We start from the raw sequence: 16,351 nt of genomic DNA, 5'->3' as shown, positions 1-16,351 counted from the left end.
GATACCCTCGTCGGGTGCTGCTCTCCGATCGCGACATCAGGGCCGAATTGGCCGCCGGACGTCTGGCCATCGAGCCGTACGACGATTCCCTGGTCCAGCCGTCCAGCGTCGACGTCCGCCTCGACACCCTGTTCCGGGTCTTCAACAACACCCGCTACACCCACATTGATCCCGCGCAGCGGCAGGACGAGCTGACCAGCCTGGTGGAACCCGCCAAGGGGGAACCGTTCGTCCTACACCCGGGCGAATTCGTGCTGGGCTCGACGCTCGAGGTCTGCTCGCTGCCCGACGACCTCGCGGGCCGGCTGGAGGGCAAGTCGTCGCTGGGGCGGCTGGGTCTGCTGACGCACTCCACGGCCGGGTTCATCGATCCGGGCTTCTCCGGGCACATCACCCTGGAGCTGTCCAACGTGGCGAACCTGCCGATCACCCTGTGGCCGGGGATGAAAATCGGTCAGCTGTGCCTGCTGCGGCTCACCAGCCCGGCCGAACACCCGTACGGCAGCGCGAAGGTGGGCTCGAAGTATCAGGGTCAGCGCGGGCCCACCCCGTCGAAGGCCTACGAGAACTTCCGCAAGCGCGTCGACAAGTAGCCCGTTTACACCCCGTGCCGGTTCGGGTCCGGCGGGCTCCCCGCGGCCGTGAGCGCCTCGACGTCGACCACCTCGCCCCGATTCATGCTCACCCAGTCCCGGCCGTCGAGGTAGGGCCGCAGGCTGCGGCCGATCAGCTCGGCGTCGGCGGCGGTCTTGGGCCGCTGCAGTTCGTAGACGTGGGGCAGCGCCGCCATCCCGGTCACCACGGTCCACAGCGTCAGCGCCGCCGCGCCCTTGGGCGGGTCGATCAGCACCGGACCGAACAGACACTGCTCGCCGAGGAACAGCGTGGGCACCCCATACCCGCCGGCGTCGAGCACCCGCTGGTGGTCCGCGCGGACCTCGTCGTGGGTCGACGGGTCGGCCAGCGCCGCGTCCAACACCGCGGCATCCGCGCCGATCCGGGCAAGCAGGGAGCGCGCCACCGTCGGGTCGTGCGGTTTACCGCCCAGGTCGTGCAGCTCGTGACCGATGGCGCGGTACCACTCGTCGAGCAGCGTCGGGTCGACGCGCCGCAGCGCGGCACCGATGCGCATCAGCGACCACCCATAGGACCAGTCGCGTTCCCACGGATGCTTCTTGCCCTCGACTCGGTTGACCTCCTCGAGGCTGAAGAAGCGCCAGTTCACCGTCAGGCCGGTCTGCGCGCGGACGTCGCGAATCCACAGCGAGGTCTGGTAGGCGAACGGGCACATCGGATCGAAGTGAAAGTCGACCGCATCCACCGGGGCGCTCACGTGTCCAGCTTCGCATGGGTACGGTGGTAGCTACCGGGAAATGGGGGTCCCGCGGTCGCGTCGGACGCACGGCCTTCACCGCAGCTGTACCTGTAACGCCGCAGGTGGCAGCGCCGATGAAGTTCGTAGTTGGCCGCCTGGGCGGCCCGGGTGCCCGGAACGGAACTGAAGCTACGTAGCAAACGATATTGGAGGCGCAGTGGACATCGTGCTTGGTGTATCGATGACACCAACCTCGGTCCGCATGGTGCTGGTCGAAGGCGAAAAAGCCGACGGTCTGACCGTTGATCACGACGCCTTCAACGTCGGCTCGGGCGGCGACTCGGCAACGGCCTCGGCGCAGGTTGTCACCGCCATCCTCGGCACCCGGGAGAGCGCGGCCGAGGGCGGTCATCGCCTCATGTCGACCGGTGTGACGTGGCGGGACCACGACGAGGCCGCCGCCTTGCGCGACGCGCTGGCCGCCCACAACATCGACGACGTCATGCTGGTGTCCGAGTTGCACGCCGCGGGTGCGCTGGCGCAGGCCGCCGGCCACGCGATGGGCTACGAGCGCACGGCCCTGATGTTCCTCGAGCAGGACACCGCGACCATGTCGGTGGTGCAGACCGTCGACGGCTCGATCGTGAAGGTGCAGAGCCAGGATCTGCACACCGACGACGCGGTCGCCGAGTTGACCGCGATGGTCGCCGACCTGGAAACCCTCGATCAGCCGCCCCAGGGCGTCTTCGTCGTCGGCTCCGGAGTGAGCGTGGCCGCGATCAAGCTGCAACTCGAGTCGGCCACCTCGCTTCCGGTCATCGCCCCGGAGGAGGCGGAGCTGGCCCTGGCCCGCGGCGCCGCGTTGGCGAGCGCCGCCGCCCCCAGGTTCGAGGCCACCACCGTCGGTCTCGGCGTGGCCGCCGCGGCGGCTGACGCCACACAGCTGGCCGGCGCCGGTTACATGCTGCCCGCGGGCCTCCAGTCCGCCGGCGCGTTGGCCTACAGCGAGGTCAGCGACGACATCGAGGTGCCGGAGCTTCCCGGACTGGTCGACGCCGCCGACGGCGACGAGTCGGCGGGGCAATCGGCGCGCCGGCCGTTCCTGTTGGTCGGCAGTGCGATGACCTCCATCTTCGTGATTGGTGTCGCGGCGCTGGTGATTTCGCTGGCGGTCAGCATCCGCCCCACCGTCGATCAGCGGCCGACGCCGGGGGAGAGCATGGTGGTGCCCCCGCGCCCGCCCGCCGCCGCGCCGGCCCCGGAACCGGTGGCCGAGCCCCCCAAGCCCGTCGCCCCGATCGAGACCATCAAGGCGCCCAGACCTGTGGTGCAGGAGGCGCCGGCGCCGCGCACGGTGTTCGTCGAACGCGCCCCGGCACCGGCAGCACCCGCTCCGGCGCCTGCGGCCCCGCCGCCACCGCCGCCGCCGGCAGCTCCCGCGCCGCCGCCCCCGCCGCCGGCCGTGGTGCCCGCGCCGGTGGTGCCGCCGCCGGTGATCGTGCTGCCCGAGTCGATCGTGCCGCCGCTGCTGCGCCCCCGTTGGGATCCGCCGCGGGACTACCCGCCGCGCTACAGCCCGCCGCGGTACGACCCGCCGCGCTACACCCCGCCGCGGGACTACCCGCCGCGCTATGACCCGCCCAAGTACGACCCGCCCAAGTACGACCCACCGCGGAACAACCCGCCTCGCTGGGAGCCGCCGAAGTGGGAACCGCCCAAGTGGGAGCCCCCGAAGTGGGAGCCACCCAAGTGGGAGCCGCCGAAGGTGGTGGAGCAGCCGAAGCAGCGCTGGCCGAGCGGGGACTCCGGTTCCCGGGGCGGCTCCGATGCGGGGTCCGACCGAGGCTCGAACCGCGGATCGGACTCGATCTGGCCGTGGCCGTCGTTCGGTGACTGAGCGCGCAACTCGTTACCTGCTGTTGGCGTGACGCTCAGCGTCAGGATGCAGTGCGCTCACCCGGGCCGCATAGACAGGCCCCATGCGATGCACGGTTTTCGGCACGGGCTATCTCGGCGCCACCCACGCCGCCGGAATGGCCGAATTGGGCCACGAGGTCATCGGAGTGGACATCGACCCCGGCAAGGTCGCCAAGCTGGCCTCCGGTGAGATCCCGTTCTACGAACCCGGGCTTCGAAAGATCCTGAGCGACAACCTCGCCGCTGGCCGGCTGCGGTTCACCACCGACTACGACGAGGCCGCGGACTTCGCCGATGTGCACTTCCTCGGCGTCGGAACCCCGCAGAAGAAGGGCGAACTGGGCGCCGACCTTCGGCACGTGCACGCCGTCATCGACACCCTGGTGCCGCGGCTGTCGCGGCACGCGGTGATCGTCGGCAAGTCGACCGTCCCGGTCGGCACGTCCGCGGAGTTGGTCGAGCGGGCCCGGGCCCTGGCCCCGGCCGGTGTCGACGTCGAGATCGCCTGGAACCCCGAGTTTCTCCGCGAGGGCTTCGCCGTCCACGACACCTTGCACCCGGATCGCATCGTGGTGGGTGTGCAGCACGACTCGGTGCGCGCCGAGGCCGCCGTGCGGGAACTGTACGCGCCATTGCTCGCCGACGATGTGCCGTTCCTGCTCACCGACCTGCAGACCGCCGAGTTGGTCAAGGTTTCGGCCAATGCCTTTCTGGCAACCAAGATCTCGTTCATCAACGCCATTTCCGAGGTGTGCGAGGCCGCCGACGCAGACGTGACTGTGCTGGCCGATGCGCTGGGCTACGACCCGCGCATCGGCCGGCGATTTCTCAACGCGGGACTGGGTTTCGGCGGCGGCTGCCTGCCCAAGGACATCCGCGCGTTCATGGCCCGAGCCGGTGAGCTGGGCGCCAACCATGCGCTGACCTTCCTGCGCGAGGTGGACGGCATCAACATGCGGCGGCGCACCCGGATGGTGGAGTTGGCCACCCGGGCCTGCGGCGGTTCGCTGCTGGGCGCCAACATCGCGGTGCTGGGCGCAGCATTCAAGCCCGAATCCGACGATGTCCGGGACTCCCCGGCGCTGAACGTGGCCGGCATGCTGCAACTCAACGGCGCGACGGTCAACGTGTACGACCCGAAGGCGATGGAGAACTCGCGGCGGGTCTTTCCCACCCTGAACTACTCCACCTCCGTCTTCGAGGCGTGCGAACGCGCGGACGCGGTCCTGGTTCTCACCGAGTGGCAAGAGTTCGTCGACCTCGATCCGCGCGAGCTGGCACCGGTCGTCCGCGACCGCGTGATAGTCGACGGGCGCAACTGCCTCGACGTCGCCCGGTGGCAATCCGCCGATTGGCGGGTGCACTGCCTGGGACGGCTCGTACGCTGAGGCGCGTGGACCACGCCGCCCGACTACAAGACGAGATCACCGAATTCGCCGACCTGGTGTTCGCCGCCGACCTGCAGACGCCGGTGCCCACCTGCCCGGAGTGGACGCTGAACCAACTGTTCCGGCACGTCGGCCGCGGCATCCGGTGGGCCGCCGAGAACGTGACCGGCGGTCTGAACGGACCGGCGGACCCCAAGGCGGTGCGCGACGGGAGGCCGCCCACCGAACCACAGGCCGCCCGTCGGTGGGTGACCGACGGCGCCCAGGTCCTGCTCGAGGCGGTGGCCCGGACAGGCCCGGACACCGAGGTGTGGACCTTCGGCGGCCCCAAGCCGGCGCGCTGGTGGATCCGCCGCTGGGTGCATGAGATCGCGGTGCACCGTGCCGATGCCGCGATCGCCCTCGACGTCGAGTTCGCGTTGGCGCCCGCCCAGGCCGCCGACGCCCTCAGCGAGTGGTTCGACCTGGTGACCCGCGTGCTCCCCGAACTGGGCGAGCGCACGGTGCACCTGCATGCCACCGACGACGGGTTGGACCCGCAGGGGGAGTGGACCCTTCGCGACGGCGCCTGGCGCCACGAACACAGCAAGGCCGATGTCGCGTTACGTGGGCCGGCTGCCGACCTGCTGCTGGTCACCACCCGGCGCCGTCCGGTCGAGCACACCGCGGTGCAGGTGTTCGGCTCCGACGACGTGCTGCGCACCTGGCTGGACCTGATGAAGGTGTGACGGGTTAGGTTGGCAGGCATGACCACTTCGGAGTTCGCCACCGTGCTCGCCTGGCATGACGCGCTGGACGCCAAGGACATCGACACGCTGCTGCAACTGTCCACCGAGGACATCGACATCGGCGATGCCCAGGGCGCGACCCAGGGCCTGACCGCCCTGCGGGAATGGGCCCAGGCCTTCCCCACCTCCGTGAGCGTGGGCAAGACCTACGTGCACGGCGGTGTCGTGGTCGTCGAGCAGACGTTCGGCGACGGCGGTTCGTCGGCGTCGGCGTTCCGCGTGGTCGACGACAAGGTGGCCTCGGTGTTCCGGCACGACGACCTGCCCAGCGCGCTGGCCGCGACCGACCTCACCGAGGACGATCTGGTCAGCTGACCCGCCGACCCGACGGGGAGGCCAGCACCGCCGCGATCGCCGTGGTCAGCGGCACCGACAACGCCAGCGCGATGCCGCCGACAGCCGACCGGGCGATCTCGATGGCGACAGACTCACTGGTCAACACGTCGCCCAGCGAGCGGTTGGCCACGCTGAACAGCAGCAGCAGCGGCAGCGAACTGCCCGCATAGGCCAGCACCAGCGTGTACACCGTGCTGGCGATGTGATCACGGCCGACCCGCATGGCCCCGGTGAAAATCGCGCGGCGAGAAGCGTTTTCGCTGACGTTGGCCAGCTCGAACACCGTCGCCGACTGGGCCACGGTGACATCGTTGAGCACACCCAGGGACCCGATGATGAACCCGGCGAGCAGCAGGCCGGTGATCGAGATGTGCCCAAGGTAGGCGGTCACCTGATTGTTCTGATCCTCCGAAAGGCCGGTCAGGTGTGCCATTTCGATGGCCGCCCAGGACAGGCCCGCGGCCAGCAGCAGCGAGGTCAGGGTGCCCAGCAGCGCGGCGCTGGTGCGCAGGCTGACTCCGTGCGCCAGGTAGAGCACCGCATACAGGATCGCCGCGGATGCCACGATGGCGACCGGAACCGCCGGCGCGCCGTCACGCAGGGCGGGTAACAGGAACAGCACCAGGACGCCGAACGCCACCAGGATGCCGATCAGGGCCCGAAGCCCGCGCCACTGGGCGACGACGACGATCACCACGGCGAACGCGGCGGCCAGCAGGATCAGCGGCCAGCTGCGTTCGTAATCGTAGAACGCGTAGCTGGTGATGCCCTGTGGGTCGACCTGGCGGGTGATCCGGATGTGTTCGCCCGCCGCAAGATTCGGCTGGCCGGGCGACGGGCTGAACTCCAGCAGGGTGTTGGCGCCGACGTTGGCGCCGGACTCGATCTCGATCAGGGCCTGCACGCAGGTGCCGGCGCCGGGGGTGCCGGGCGTCGGCGCGGTGGTCAGCACCCGGCCCACCGACGGACTGCCGCAATCGCCGAGCGTGCCCGAAACGACGCGGCCGGCCTCGGTGCTCACCGCGCCGCCGGTGGCGTCCTGCAGCGGCATCGGGATGTCGACCTTCTGCTGGCTGGGCCACAGCAACACCCCGCCGGCCAGCACGCCGATGCCGATGGCGATGAGCAGACCGACGACGATGCGGGCCGCAATCGGGCCTACCGGCGCGGGGCCGGAATGATGGGAGTGCGAGTGGGAATGAGCCACCTACTGACGGTAGCTGGTCAGGAAATTGCCCAGCCGTTCGATGGCATTCGTCAGATCGCGGGCCCACGGCAGCGTCACGATGCGCAGGTGATCCGGTGCGGGCCAGTTGAACCCGGTGCCCTGGGTGATCAGGATCTTCTCCTGCAATAACAGGTCGAGCACCAACTGCTCGTCGTCCTGGATGTCGTAGACCTCGGGGTCCAGGCGCGGGAACGCGTAGAGGGCGCCGGCCGGTTTCACACAGGACACGCCGGGGATCTCGTTGAGCGCATTCCAGGCCGCGTCGCGTTGCTCCAACAGCCGGCCGCCGGGCAACACCAGGTCATCGATGCTCTGATGGCCGCCGAGGGCCACCTGAATGGCGTGCTGGGCGGGCACATTCGGGCACAGCCGCATGTTGGCCAGCAGGCTGATGCCCTCGATGAAGCTGCTGGCATGTTCCTTGGGGCCGGTGATGGTGAGCCAGCCGGAGCGATAGCCGGCCACCCGGTAGGCCTTGGACAGGCCGTTGAACGTCAGCGTCAACACGTCCGGGGCCACCGAGGCCATGCTGATGTGCTTGGCGTCGTCGTAGAGGATCTTGTCGTAGATCTCGTCGGCCAGCAGCAGCAGTTGATGCTTGCGCGCCAAATCGGCCATCTGCGTGAGGACTTCGCGGCTGTACACCGCGCCCGTCGGGTTGTTCGGGTTGATCACCACCAGCGCCTTGGTGCGGTCGGTGATCTTGGCTTCCAGATCCTCGATGTTGGGCTGCCAGCCCTGGGTCTCGTCGCACAGGTAGTGCACCGGGGTGCCGCCGGCCAGCGCGGTCGAGGCCGTCCACAGCGGGTAGTCCGGGGCGGGGATCAGGACCTGGTCGCCGTTGTCCAGCAGGGCCTGCAGCGTCATCGTGATGAGCTCGGAGACGCCGTTGCCCAGGAAGACATCCTCGACGTCGAACCGGGGGAAGTCGTCGACCAGTTCGTAGCGGGTGACCACCGCGCGGCGCGCGCTGAGGATGCCCTTCGAGTCGGAGTAGCCCTGGGCCGTGGGCAGCGCCTGGATGATGTCGCGCATGATGACGTCCGGGGCCTCGAACCCGAACGTGGCGGGGTTACCGATGTTGAGCTTGAGGATCCGATGTCCCTCGTTCTCGAGCCGGGCCGCGTGATCGTGGATGGGGCCGCGGATCTCGTACAGGACGTCCTGCAGTTTGGTCGACTGCGTGAAGACGCGTTGCCGACTTTCGTGGCCGGTGGTGTGCCACGGCAACTGTGAAGTGCTCATGACGTCAAGTGTCCCACGGCTTGTCCACGCATTATCACAATCGAACCCTCCTGCGAAGGATGTGACGAGGTCTTTTGCGCACCCAGTGCGGCAACGACGGCGACACGACCGGCCGTTTGCTGCCCGCTGTGGCCGAAATCACCCGTGGTGGCTGTTAACTTGCTGGGAATCTGTTTCGGCTCCGGGAGGCCCACACATGAAGCTGGCATCGACACGCGCACTGCTCACCGCCGGCGCCCTCGCGGCGGCCGCCCTCGGCTTCGCCGGCGGGGCGCATGCCGAGCCGCCGCTGCTCAACGGCACCTACACCGGTTCCGGCGGCGCCGACGAGTTCCTGTGGACCATCTCCTCGTCGTGCGCCCCGGCCGCGTGCACGGCGACGGTGTCCAGCAACCAGGGCTGGGTCAGTCCGGCGACCTTCTACGGCGGCAGTTGGCATTTCGTGGTCACCAAGCCCGACGGCGCGATTTGCGAAGACGGGCGCTATGCGCCCGCCTTCATCTCCATCGACGTCGACCCGGTGACCCTGGCCGGCGCGGTGTCCAGCGACTCCAACTACGGCTGCCCCGGCGGCCACATCGACCGGACGCCGTTTCAGCTCACGAAAGTGGGCTAGCCCCTAGCGCTTGCCGGGCGGGCGGGCACCCTTGGCGATACCGAGGCCCTTGACCGGCGGCTCGTCCTTGGCCGGTGCCGATTCCTGAGCGGGTGCCTGCTCCTGCGGCGCAGACTCCGACTCGGGCTGGGCGGCTTCGGTTTTGGGCTCCGCAGGTGCCGGGGCGGCGGGGGCCTTCTTGGCGCCCGGACGACGAGCGCCGGCGGCGATGCCGAGACCCTTCACCGGAGCCTCGGGCTTGGCGGGCTCCGCCGGTGCCGCGGCCTCAGCGGCCGCGGGCTCGGCCGCCGGTGCCTCGGCCTTGGCCGCCGGTGCGGCTGCGGACTTCTTGGCTCCCGGACGCTTGGCACCCGCGGCCATGCCCAGTCCCTTGACCGGTGCGGCCTCGGCCTTGGCCGGCTCGGCGGCCGGTGCGGCCTCGGTGGCCTCGGTCTTGGCGGCCGGTGCGGCTGCGGACTTCTTGGCGCCGGGGCGCTTGGCGCCGCCGGCGATCCCCAGGCCCTTGACGGGGGCGGCGTCGGCCTTGGCAGGTTCGCCCTCGGTCTCGGCGGCCGGCGCGGCTGCGGCCTTCTTGACCCCGGGGCGCTTGGCGCCGCCGGCCATGCCCAGCCCCTTGACCGGTGCGGCGGCCTTGGCGGGCTCGGCGGCCGGTGCCGCCTCGGCCTCGGCTTCCGGTGCGGCAGCGGGGGCCTCAGGCTCCGCGACAGGGGCCGCTGCGGCCTGCGCCTCGGCTCGGGCGGCGGCCTCGGCGGCCGCGGCACCCTTCTCCGGCAGTTTCACCGACGAGACGTCCAGCGACGACAACAGCAGCTGCGCGACGTCGAGCACCTCGATCTTGTCCACCTCGCGGGCCGCCGACACCTCGTCGACACCGTCGGTGATCATCACGCGGCAGAACGGGCAACCGGTGGCGACCTTCGAGGCCCCGGTGTCCATCGCCTCTTCGGTGCGCTCGGTGTTCACGCGCTTGCCGATGTGCTCTTCCATCCACATCCGCGCCCCACCGGCGCCGCAGCACAGGCCGCGGTCGGCGTGCCGTGGCATCTCCGTCAGCGAGGCGCCGGAGGCGCCGATCAGCTCTCGAGGAGCCTCGTAGACCTTGTTGTGCCGGCCCAGGTAGCAGGGGTCGTGGTAGGTGATGTCTTGGGAGACCGGCGAGACCGGCGTCAGCTTCTTGTCCCGGATCAACCGGTTCAGCAGCTGGGTGTGGTGCAGCACCGAGTAGTTGGCCCCGGTCTGGCTGTACTCCCGGCCCAGGGTGTTGAAGCAGTGCGGGCAGGTGACGACGATCTTGCGGTCGACGGCCTCGACACCCTCGAACAGGCCGTCGATGGTCTCGATGTTCTGCGCGGCCAACTGCTGGAACAGGAACTCGTTGCCGGCGCGGCGCGCGGAGTCGCCGGTGCAGGTCTCTCCGTCGCCGAGCACCAGGTACTTGACCCCGGCGACGGCCAGCAGTTCGGCGACGGCCTTGGTGGTCTTCTTGGCGCGGTCCTCGTAGGCGCCGGCGCAGCCGACCCAGAACAGGTACTCGTAGCCGTCGAAGGAGTCCACGTCCTTGCCGTAGACGGGCACGTCGAACTCGACCTCGTCGATCCAGTTGAGCCGGTCCTTGGCGTTCTGGCCCCAGGGGTTGCCCTTGTTCTCCAGGTTCTTGAACAACACGGCGAGCTCGGAGGGGAACTCCGACTCCATGAGCACCTGGTAGCGGCGCATGTCGACGATGTGGTCGATGTGCTCGATGTCCACCGGGCACTGCTCCACGCAGGCACCGCAGGTGGTGCAGGACCACAACACGTCGGGGTCGATCACGCCGCCCTGCTCGGCGGTGCCGACCAGCGGGCGGGTGGCCTGCTCGGGCCCGGACCCGGTGATCCGGCCGAAACCGGACTCGGGGACGTGGTGGTCCTCGGCGTGCTTCTCGCCGCGGATCTCCTCACCGAGGCCGCCCTCGGGGGTGTTCTCCAGGACGGTCTGCCCGCCGATGATGTAGGGCGCCTTGGCGAACAGATGGTCGCGCAGGTCCATGATGAGGAGCTTGGGCGACAACGGCTTTCCGGTGTTCCAGGCCGGGCACTGCGACTGGCAGCGGCCACACTCGGTGCACGTGGTCAGGTCCAGGTAGGCCTTCCAGCTGAAGTCCTCGATCTTGCCGCGGCCCAGCACCGCATCCTCGGCGGGATCCTCGAAGTCGATCAGCGCGCCGTTGTGCTCCATGGGCAGCAGCGGCCCCAGGCCGTCGGGCATCCGCTTGAACGTGACGTTGATGGGGGCCAGGCCGATGTGCAGGTGCTTGGAGTGCAGCACGATCAGCAGGAACGCCAGCATGACGCCGATGTGGCCGAGCAGCGCGACGGTCTCCAGGACGTGGTTGGCGGTGTCGCCCAGCGGGGCCAGCACCCAGGCCATGGCGTCGGAGAAGAAGGCGCCGGACTGGTAGGGGAAGTCTTCCTTGAGCACGTTGACCGCGGCGCCGCGGAACACCACGTAGGTCAGGATGACCAGGAAGATCATGAAGAGGATCAGCCAGGCGCCGCCGGTGTGCGAGCCGTAGAACCGTGACGAGCGGCCGTGCTCCTTGGGCTCGGTGCGCAGCCGGATGATGGCGAAGACGATGATGCCGAGCAGCACGGCGGCGGCGAAGAAGTCCTGCAGGAAGCCCAGCGCCGGCCACCGGCCCACGATCGGGATGTGGAACTTGGGGTTGAACAGGACGCCGTAGGCCTCGAGGTACACCGAGGCCAGGATGAAGAAGCCCCACATGGTGAAGAAGTGCGCGATGCCCGGGATCGACCACTTCAGCAGCTTGGTCTGGGCAAAGACTTCCTTGGCCTGGTTGAGCAGGCGCTCGCTGAGCTTGTCCTTGCGGCCGCGCTCGTGGATGGTCGGTTGGCCGGAACGGATCAGTTCGGTCAGCCACAGCACCCGCTTGGCGGCGAACACCAACACGATCGCCGTTGCGGCCAGACCAATGGCCAGCCTGACCCACTCGAGAGTGCCCACCGTGCGCCTCCAATCCGAAGTTACTCGCAGGTAACATAGGCTATGTTACTGGCCGGTAACTTGACCACGTCCTGCTCATAGTGACACTTCGGTGATTCACACCGCTACCGAGGCTTACCTAAGTTCGCCGCGATTGTGTTATGCGTCTCATCCCGCGCCCGCCCGGAAACCGGGGTGGTACCAGGCCCGAAGCGTTCCGACATCAGCCCTGCGGCACCAGCATCGCCCGCAACATCGACAACATTTCGGACCGCGATTCGGCGCCCAGCCGGCGCCGGATCCGGGCGACGTGGTGCTCGACGGTCTTCGCCGAGATGAACAACTGGGCCCCGATATCGCGGTACGGCATCCCCAGCAGCAACAGTTCGGCAACCTCGCGCTCGCGTTCGGACAGCACGCCGGCCGGGGTCGCCGTCGGGCGCGCCGGGGTGCCGGCGGACTCGCCCGGGGACGGGTCGGGCTCGGCCGGGGCGGCGGCGTCCTGTCCGGACGCCAGCTTCAGGTCCCGAGCGATCTGCAGCATGGTGCTCGACACCCGCGGGTCCGGCGTCTGCAACGCCGCCTGCCCCGCCAGCCGGGTGGCGTCCCATCCCAGGCCGTACTGGGCCAGGCCCCGGGCGGCCGCCGCGACGTCGTCGAGATCGACCTGCCGGGCGAGCACCCGCAGCCAGGCCCGACCGGCCTGCGCCAGCGCGCGGGCGAACCCGCTGGCCGAGGCGGCCGCGCCGAGCGCCTGACCGTGCGGCGCCACCGCCTCCGGCGCGTTGGCCAGGATCCCCGCGTGCACGCCCGCCCACCGCAGCGGCAGCGACCACGCGACCGGATCACCCAGCCGGGCCAACAGCGCGAAGGCTTGCTCCAGCGGATGGGCAAGGCGGTCCTGCTGGCGCATCCGGGCCGCGGCGACCCACAACTCGCCCAGCGGCAACAGGTTGAACAGGTCCACCGAGGACTCGGCCAACACCTCCACACCCGCGTACCAGTGCTGCTGCAGCGCGCCGGTATCACCATTGCGCCGGGCCAGGCCGGTCTGCAGCGCGGACCACCACAGTGCGTCACGACGGTGCAACTCGGCGTGCGGAAGAGCGGCCACCTCGGCGGCCGCGGCCGCCAGCTGGCCATCCTGCATCTTCAGCCAGGCCTGCAGGAGCCGGTGCCGGTGATCGAACAGCGGGTCGGGTGCGTCCGCGGCGGTGTGGACCGCGCGGGCCAGCACGCTGCGGGCCCGGACCGGGTCCCCGGAATGCATCGCGGCCAGCGCGATGACTGCCACGGGGCGCTCAGGCGCCGCCTCGCGGGCCGGCGGGCCGCCGATGGACTGCCCCAGACGTGCCGCGGCCGCCTCGTAGGGACCCTCGAAGGTCATCAGCAGGCCCTCGGCCAGATTGCGGGCGGCGCGCGCACCGGAGGTGGGCGGCCCGCCGGGGCCACCGGCCAGCGCCTCCCGGGCGGCCGGCAATTCCCCGGCCGCGGCCAGGGCCAGCGCCGCCGCCGCGCCCACCGAGGATTCGGGTCCCAGCCAGCCGAACAGTTCCGCGGCCTGGTCGGTGTGCCCGTCGTGCATCGCCACGGCGGCGGCCACCCGCACTCCGGTGGCGCGCGCGGCGGGGTCCGCGCCGGACAGCAGCGTGTCGGCCAGCGTCGCGGCGGCGGTGCAGTCGCCGGAGTGGGCCAGCGCGTCGGCCAACGGGGCCGAGAGCGCATCGGCGCCGGCGTCGACGGCGGCGCGGTACAGCCGGACGGCCTCGGCCGGCGCAGCGGCGGCCGCGGCCTCGGCCAGCACCGCGGCCAGACCGGGCTCGCGCATGCCGTGCTCGGCCAGCTGCAGCGCGAGATCGGGGGACAGCGTGGACATTTCGAGCTGCGTGCGCAGCAGGTCGGTCTCGATTTCGTGATGACGCGCGGCGCCCAGGATCTGAGCGACGGCGCGATGCACGGTTGCGACGAAGTCCGCGCCGAGGGCGGCGTCCAACAATCCCGTCGCGTGGGCCCGGTCGGTGACCTCGCGCGCCGCGTCGGGGGCGATCCGCAGCGCGGCGGCGAGGTCCGCCGGCCCCAGACCGGGACTCAGCGAACCGATCAGCATGGCCTCGAGCAATTCCTCGTCGGCCCGGCGTAACCGATCGACCAACACCAGATAGCTTGTCTGCCCGATTTTTTCGGTCGGGGAGACGGCGTCGACGAGGAAGGGCAACCCCGCGGTGGCGGCCTGGATGGTGCTGATCACCTCGACGTCCTGATTGTCGTGGCGGCGGCTGATCTCGATGCGGGACAGCGGACCGAGCACCACCCGCGGGCGATCCCGTTCGATGGTCGCGATCAGCTCGCGCAGGGCCGGGCGTTGCTCGCACGGCAGACACGCGACGACCACGGTGGTGCCGGGGGTGCGGGCGGCCTCGGTGAGCGCCGCGAGTTCGTCGTCGGACAGTTCCTCGGCATCGTCGATGACCAGGGCTGCCGACGTCGGCGCGGGCCGTGCCGGCGGCGTGGTGCTGATCTCGATGCCGTTGGCGCGCAGAGCTTCCCGGAGGGCAAGCAGCGTGGCGGTCTTGCCGGTCCCGATGCCGCCGGTGACGAGCAACTTGCCCGGCTCGTCGGCGAAGACCCCGACGATGTCCCTTGCGGCCGGGGGGATCTCGGTCACGGCTGGGGCCAATGGCTACTCGCCGTCGATCGGGTCGTCGCCGCCGGCGGCACCGTCGTCGATGATCGGATCGTCGGTGGTCGGGGGCGGCGCCTGGGTGGTGGTCGGCGGCGGTTCCTGCGTTGTCGTCGGCGGGGGCGTCGTCGTGGTGGGCGGCGGTGTCGTGGTCGTCGGCCGCGTGGTCGTGGTCGTGGGTGGGGTCGTGGTGGTGGTGGTCGTCGTTGTCGTTGTCGTCGTCGTGGTGGTGGGCGACGTCGTGGTCGTCGTCGTGGTGGGTTCCGGCGAAGGCGGGGTGGTCGTGGTCTCCGGCGGCGGAGGCGGGGGCACCACCGTCGTCGACACCGTGGGTTCGCCGTCGGGGCCGGTGATCACCGTGGTGCGCGTCTCGGAGGTCGGCAGGGTGGTCTTGACGGTCACCGGTTCACTGTCGGTGGAATTGCCGGTCAACGTGAAGCCGACGCCCGTGACCGCCAGGAGCGCGGCGGCGGCGGCCCCGAACAGCACCGGCGGGCGCTTGTACCAGGGCAGCGGCGGGGGCTCGGCGCCATCGGAGCCGAGGAGGTCGGTGTCGTCGCGCTCGAATTCGACCGGCGGGCGCGCGCTGGCCGCGTGCTCGAAGGTGTAGTCCTCTCCGGAGTACGGCACCGGTTCGGCGCTGCCGTCGTCGTCCTGCGACCAGGCCAGCGCCCGGAACGTCGCCGACGGGGACCCGTCGGTGGCGGACTCGGTGGCCGCGGCCCCGGCCGCCCCGGCGGCCCAGGCGGCCGGCGCCAGTCCGGTGGGCAGGTCGGCGAGGTCGGGGGTCTGCGCCATCCCGGTCGGCGCGTCGGGGGAGGGGCCGCGCTCGGCGATGACGGCCGCGCCCGCGGCCGCGGTCAGCCCCGGCTGCGGCATCGTGACGACGGGAACCCGCAGCAGTTCCGAGAGCCGCTGGGTGATCAGCGGGATCGCGGCGCCGCCGCCGACGGTGGCCACCGCGGAAAGCTGCGCGGCCGGAATCCGGTTGCGCTCCAAGGTGTCCCCGAGGGCGTCGAGGAAGGCGCCCAGCGGGGCTTCGATGAGACTTTCGAGCTCGGCGCGGGTGATCCGGACATCGGTGGTGCGGCCGGGCAGCGCCACCGGGATCACCGCGGAGGGCTCGGCGGACAGGCGCTCCTTGGCCTGCCGGCATTCCGCGCGCAGCTGCGTCAGCGAGCCGACCGCCGCGGTGCCCGCCGGGTCGGCGTCGCCGGACTCCTGCAGGCCCGCCAGCACGTGGCCCAGGATCGCCTGATCGATCTGGTCCCCGGAGAACTCGCCGTACCGCACCACTTCGCCGACGGGGGAGAGGCCCTGCCCGGCGTCGGCCAGCGCCAAGGTTGTGCCGGTGCCGCCGAAGTCGCACAGCGCGATCACGCCGCCGTCGGGCAGGCCGGGGCCGGTCTGCAGGGCGGCCAGCGCCGTCGCGGCGTCGGAGACCAGCTCGGGGGGCGCCCCGTCGGAGAACAACGCGGGTTTGGTGCGCAGGGCGGCGCGCAACGCGCCGACGACGGCGGGTCCCCAGTGCGCGGGCACCGCCACGGTGATCTTGCTCGGCGCGGGACCGCCGACGGCGCGGGCCATGGCCTCCAGCGCCTCGGCCGTCAGGGCGTCGCCGCGGTGTGACGACCCGTCCTGGGCGATCAGCGGGACCGGGTCGCCGACCCGCTCGACGAAGCCCCACATGATCAGGCCCGGCTCGGTGAGGTTGGGGTTCTCGCTGGGCACCCCGACTTCGGCGGGCCGGTGCCCGAACAGGGTGAGCACCGCCCGCCGGCTCACCGGCGGGCGCGCCGTGCGCGTGGCCCCCAGATTGGTCTGGCCGATCGACAGGCCCAGCACGTCACTCATCT

Annotated in this window: 12 protein-coding genes; 6 read left to right on the top strand and 6 right to left on the bottom strand. The window is 70.7% G+C overall.

What is annotated here, in order from left to right; all coding sequences use genetic code 11:
* Positions 1-14: 14 nt before the first annotated feature.
* Positions 15-593, top strand: coding sequence for a dCTP deaminase (dcd, locus tag R2K23_RS20535; RefSeq protein WP_316512177.1), 579 nt, complete (start codon positions 15-17; stop codon positions 591-593).
* A gap of 5 nt (positions 594-598) precedes the next feature.
* On the opposite strand, the gene R2K23_RS20530 is transcribed toward dcd, so the two are convergent.
* Positions 599-1,321, bottom strand: coding sequence for a mycothiol-dependent nitroreductase Rv2466c family protein (locus tag R2K23_RS20530; RefSeq protein WP_316517441.1), 723 nt, complete (start codon positions 1,319-1,321; stop codon positions 599-601).
* A 211-nt stretch (positions 1,322-1,532) separates the two neighbouring features.
* Here R2K23_RS20530 and R2K23_RS20525 point away from each other — a divergent pair, with 211 nt between their 5' ends.
* The 4 genes from R2K23_RS20525 (at position 1,533) to R2K23_RS20510 (ending at position 5,723) form a co-directional block, all read left to right on the top strand.
* Positions 1,533-3,212, top strand: a complete 1,680-nt coding sequence (locus R2K23_RS20525) for a DUF7159 family protein (protein WP_465270710.1) — start codon at positions 1,533-1,535, stop codon at positions 3,210-3,212.
* 82 nt (positions 3,213-3,294) lie between these two features.
* Positions 3,295-4,620, top strand: coding sequence for a UDP-glucose dehydrogenase family protein (locus R2K23_RS20520; protein WP_316512173.1), 1,326 nt, complete (start codon positions 3,295-3,297; stop codon positions 4,618-4,620).
* A 5-nt stretch (positions 4,621-4,625) separates the two neighbouring features.
* Positions 4,626-5,348, top strand: a complete 723-nt coding sequence (locus R2K23_RS20515; RefSeq protein ID WP_316512171.1) for a maleylpyruvate isomerase family mycothiol-dependent enzyme — start codon at positions 4,626-4,628, stop codon at positions 5,346-5,348.
* 18 nt (positions 5,349-5,366) lie between these two features.
* Positions 5,367-5,723, top strand: a complete 357-nt coding sequence (locus R2K23_RS20510; RefSeq protein ID WP_316512170.1) for a nuclear transport factor 2 family protein — start codon at positions 5,367-5,369, stop codon at positions 5,721-5,723.
* On the opposite strand, the gene R2K23_RS20505 is transcribed toward R2K23_RS20510, so the two are convergent.
* Together R2K23_RS20505 and R2K23_RS20500 are read right to left on the bottom strand one after the other, a co-directional pair.
* The gene (locus R2K23_RS20505) at positions 5,716-6,951 is read right to left on the bottom strand and encodes a YibE/F family protein (RefSeq protein ID WP_316512168.1); all 1,236 of its coding nucleotides are present in this window, start codon (positions 6,949-6,951) and stop codon (positions 5,716-5,718) included. The genes R2K23_RS20510 and R2K23_RS20505 overlap by 8 nt on opposite strands.
* The gene (locus R2K23_RS20500) at positions 6,952-8,217 is read right to left on the bottom strand and encodes a pyridoxal phosphate-dependent aminotransferase (RefSeq protein ID WP_316512166.1); all 1,266 of its coding nucleotides are present in this window, start codon (positions 8,215-8,217) and stop codon (positions 6,952-6,954) included.
* Between the two features lie 196 nt (positions 8,218-8,413).
* Here R2K23_RS20500 and R2K23_RS20495 point away from each other — a divergent pair, with 196 nt between their 5' ends.
* Positions 8,414-8,833 (top strand): hypothetical protein, encoded by a 420-nt coding sequence (locus R2K23_RS20495; protein ID WP_316512164.1) that lies wholly within the window; start codon positions 8,414-8,416, stop codon positions 8,831-8,833.
* Between the two features lie 3 nt (positions 8,834-8,836).
* Here R2K23_RS20495 and R2K23_RS20490 read toward each other — a convergent pair whose 3' ends face one another.
* The 3 genes from R2K23_RS20490 to R2K23_RS20480 all read right to left on the bottom strand — a co-directional run bounded on the left by R2K23_RS20490 (position 8,837) and on the right by R2K23_RS20480 (position 16,349).
* Positions 8,837-11,836: a (Fe-S)-binding protein gene (locus tag R2K23_RS20490; RefSeq protein WP_316512162.1), complete on the bottom strand. Its 3,000-nt coding sequence runs from the start codon at positions 11,834-11,836 to the stop codon at positions 8,837-8,839.
* A 202-nt stretch (positions 11,837-12,038) separates the two neighbouring features.
* On the bottom strand, positions 12,039-14,492 hold the full coding sequence (gene iniR / locus R2K23_RS20485; protein ID WP_396892458.1) for an isoniazid response ATPase/transcriptional regulator IniR: 2,454 nt from the start codon (positions 14,490-14,492) through the stop codon (positions 12,039-12,041).
* Positions 14,493-14,495: 3 nt separating this feature from the next.
* The gene (locus R2K23_RS20480; protein ID WP_316512159.1) at positions 14,496-16,349 is read right to left on the bottom strand and encodes an Hsp70 family protein; all 1,854 of its coding nucleotides are present in this window, start codon (positions 16,347-16,349) and stop codon (positions 14,496-14,498) included.
* Positions 16,350-16,351: the final 2 nt, after the last annotated feature.

This window comes from Mycolicibacterium sp. MU0050, assembly GCF_963378085.1.
Taxonomy (GTDB): domain Bacteria; phylum Actinomycetota; class Actinomycetes; order Mycobacteriales; family Mycobacteriaceae; genus Mycobacterium; species Mycobacterium wendilense.
The sequence above is the reverse complement of the archived record's forward strand: the minus strand, read 5'-3'. Positions and strand labels throughout refer to the sequence as shown.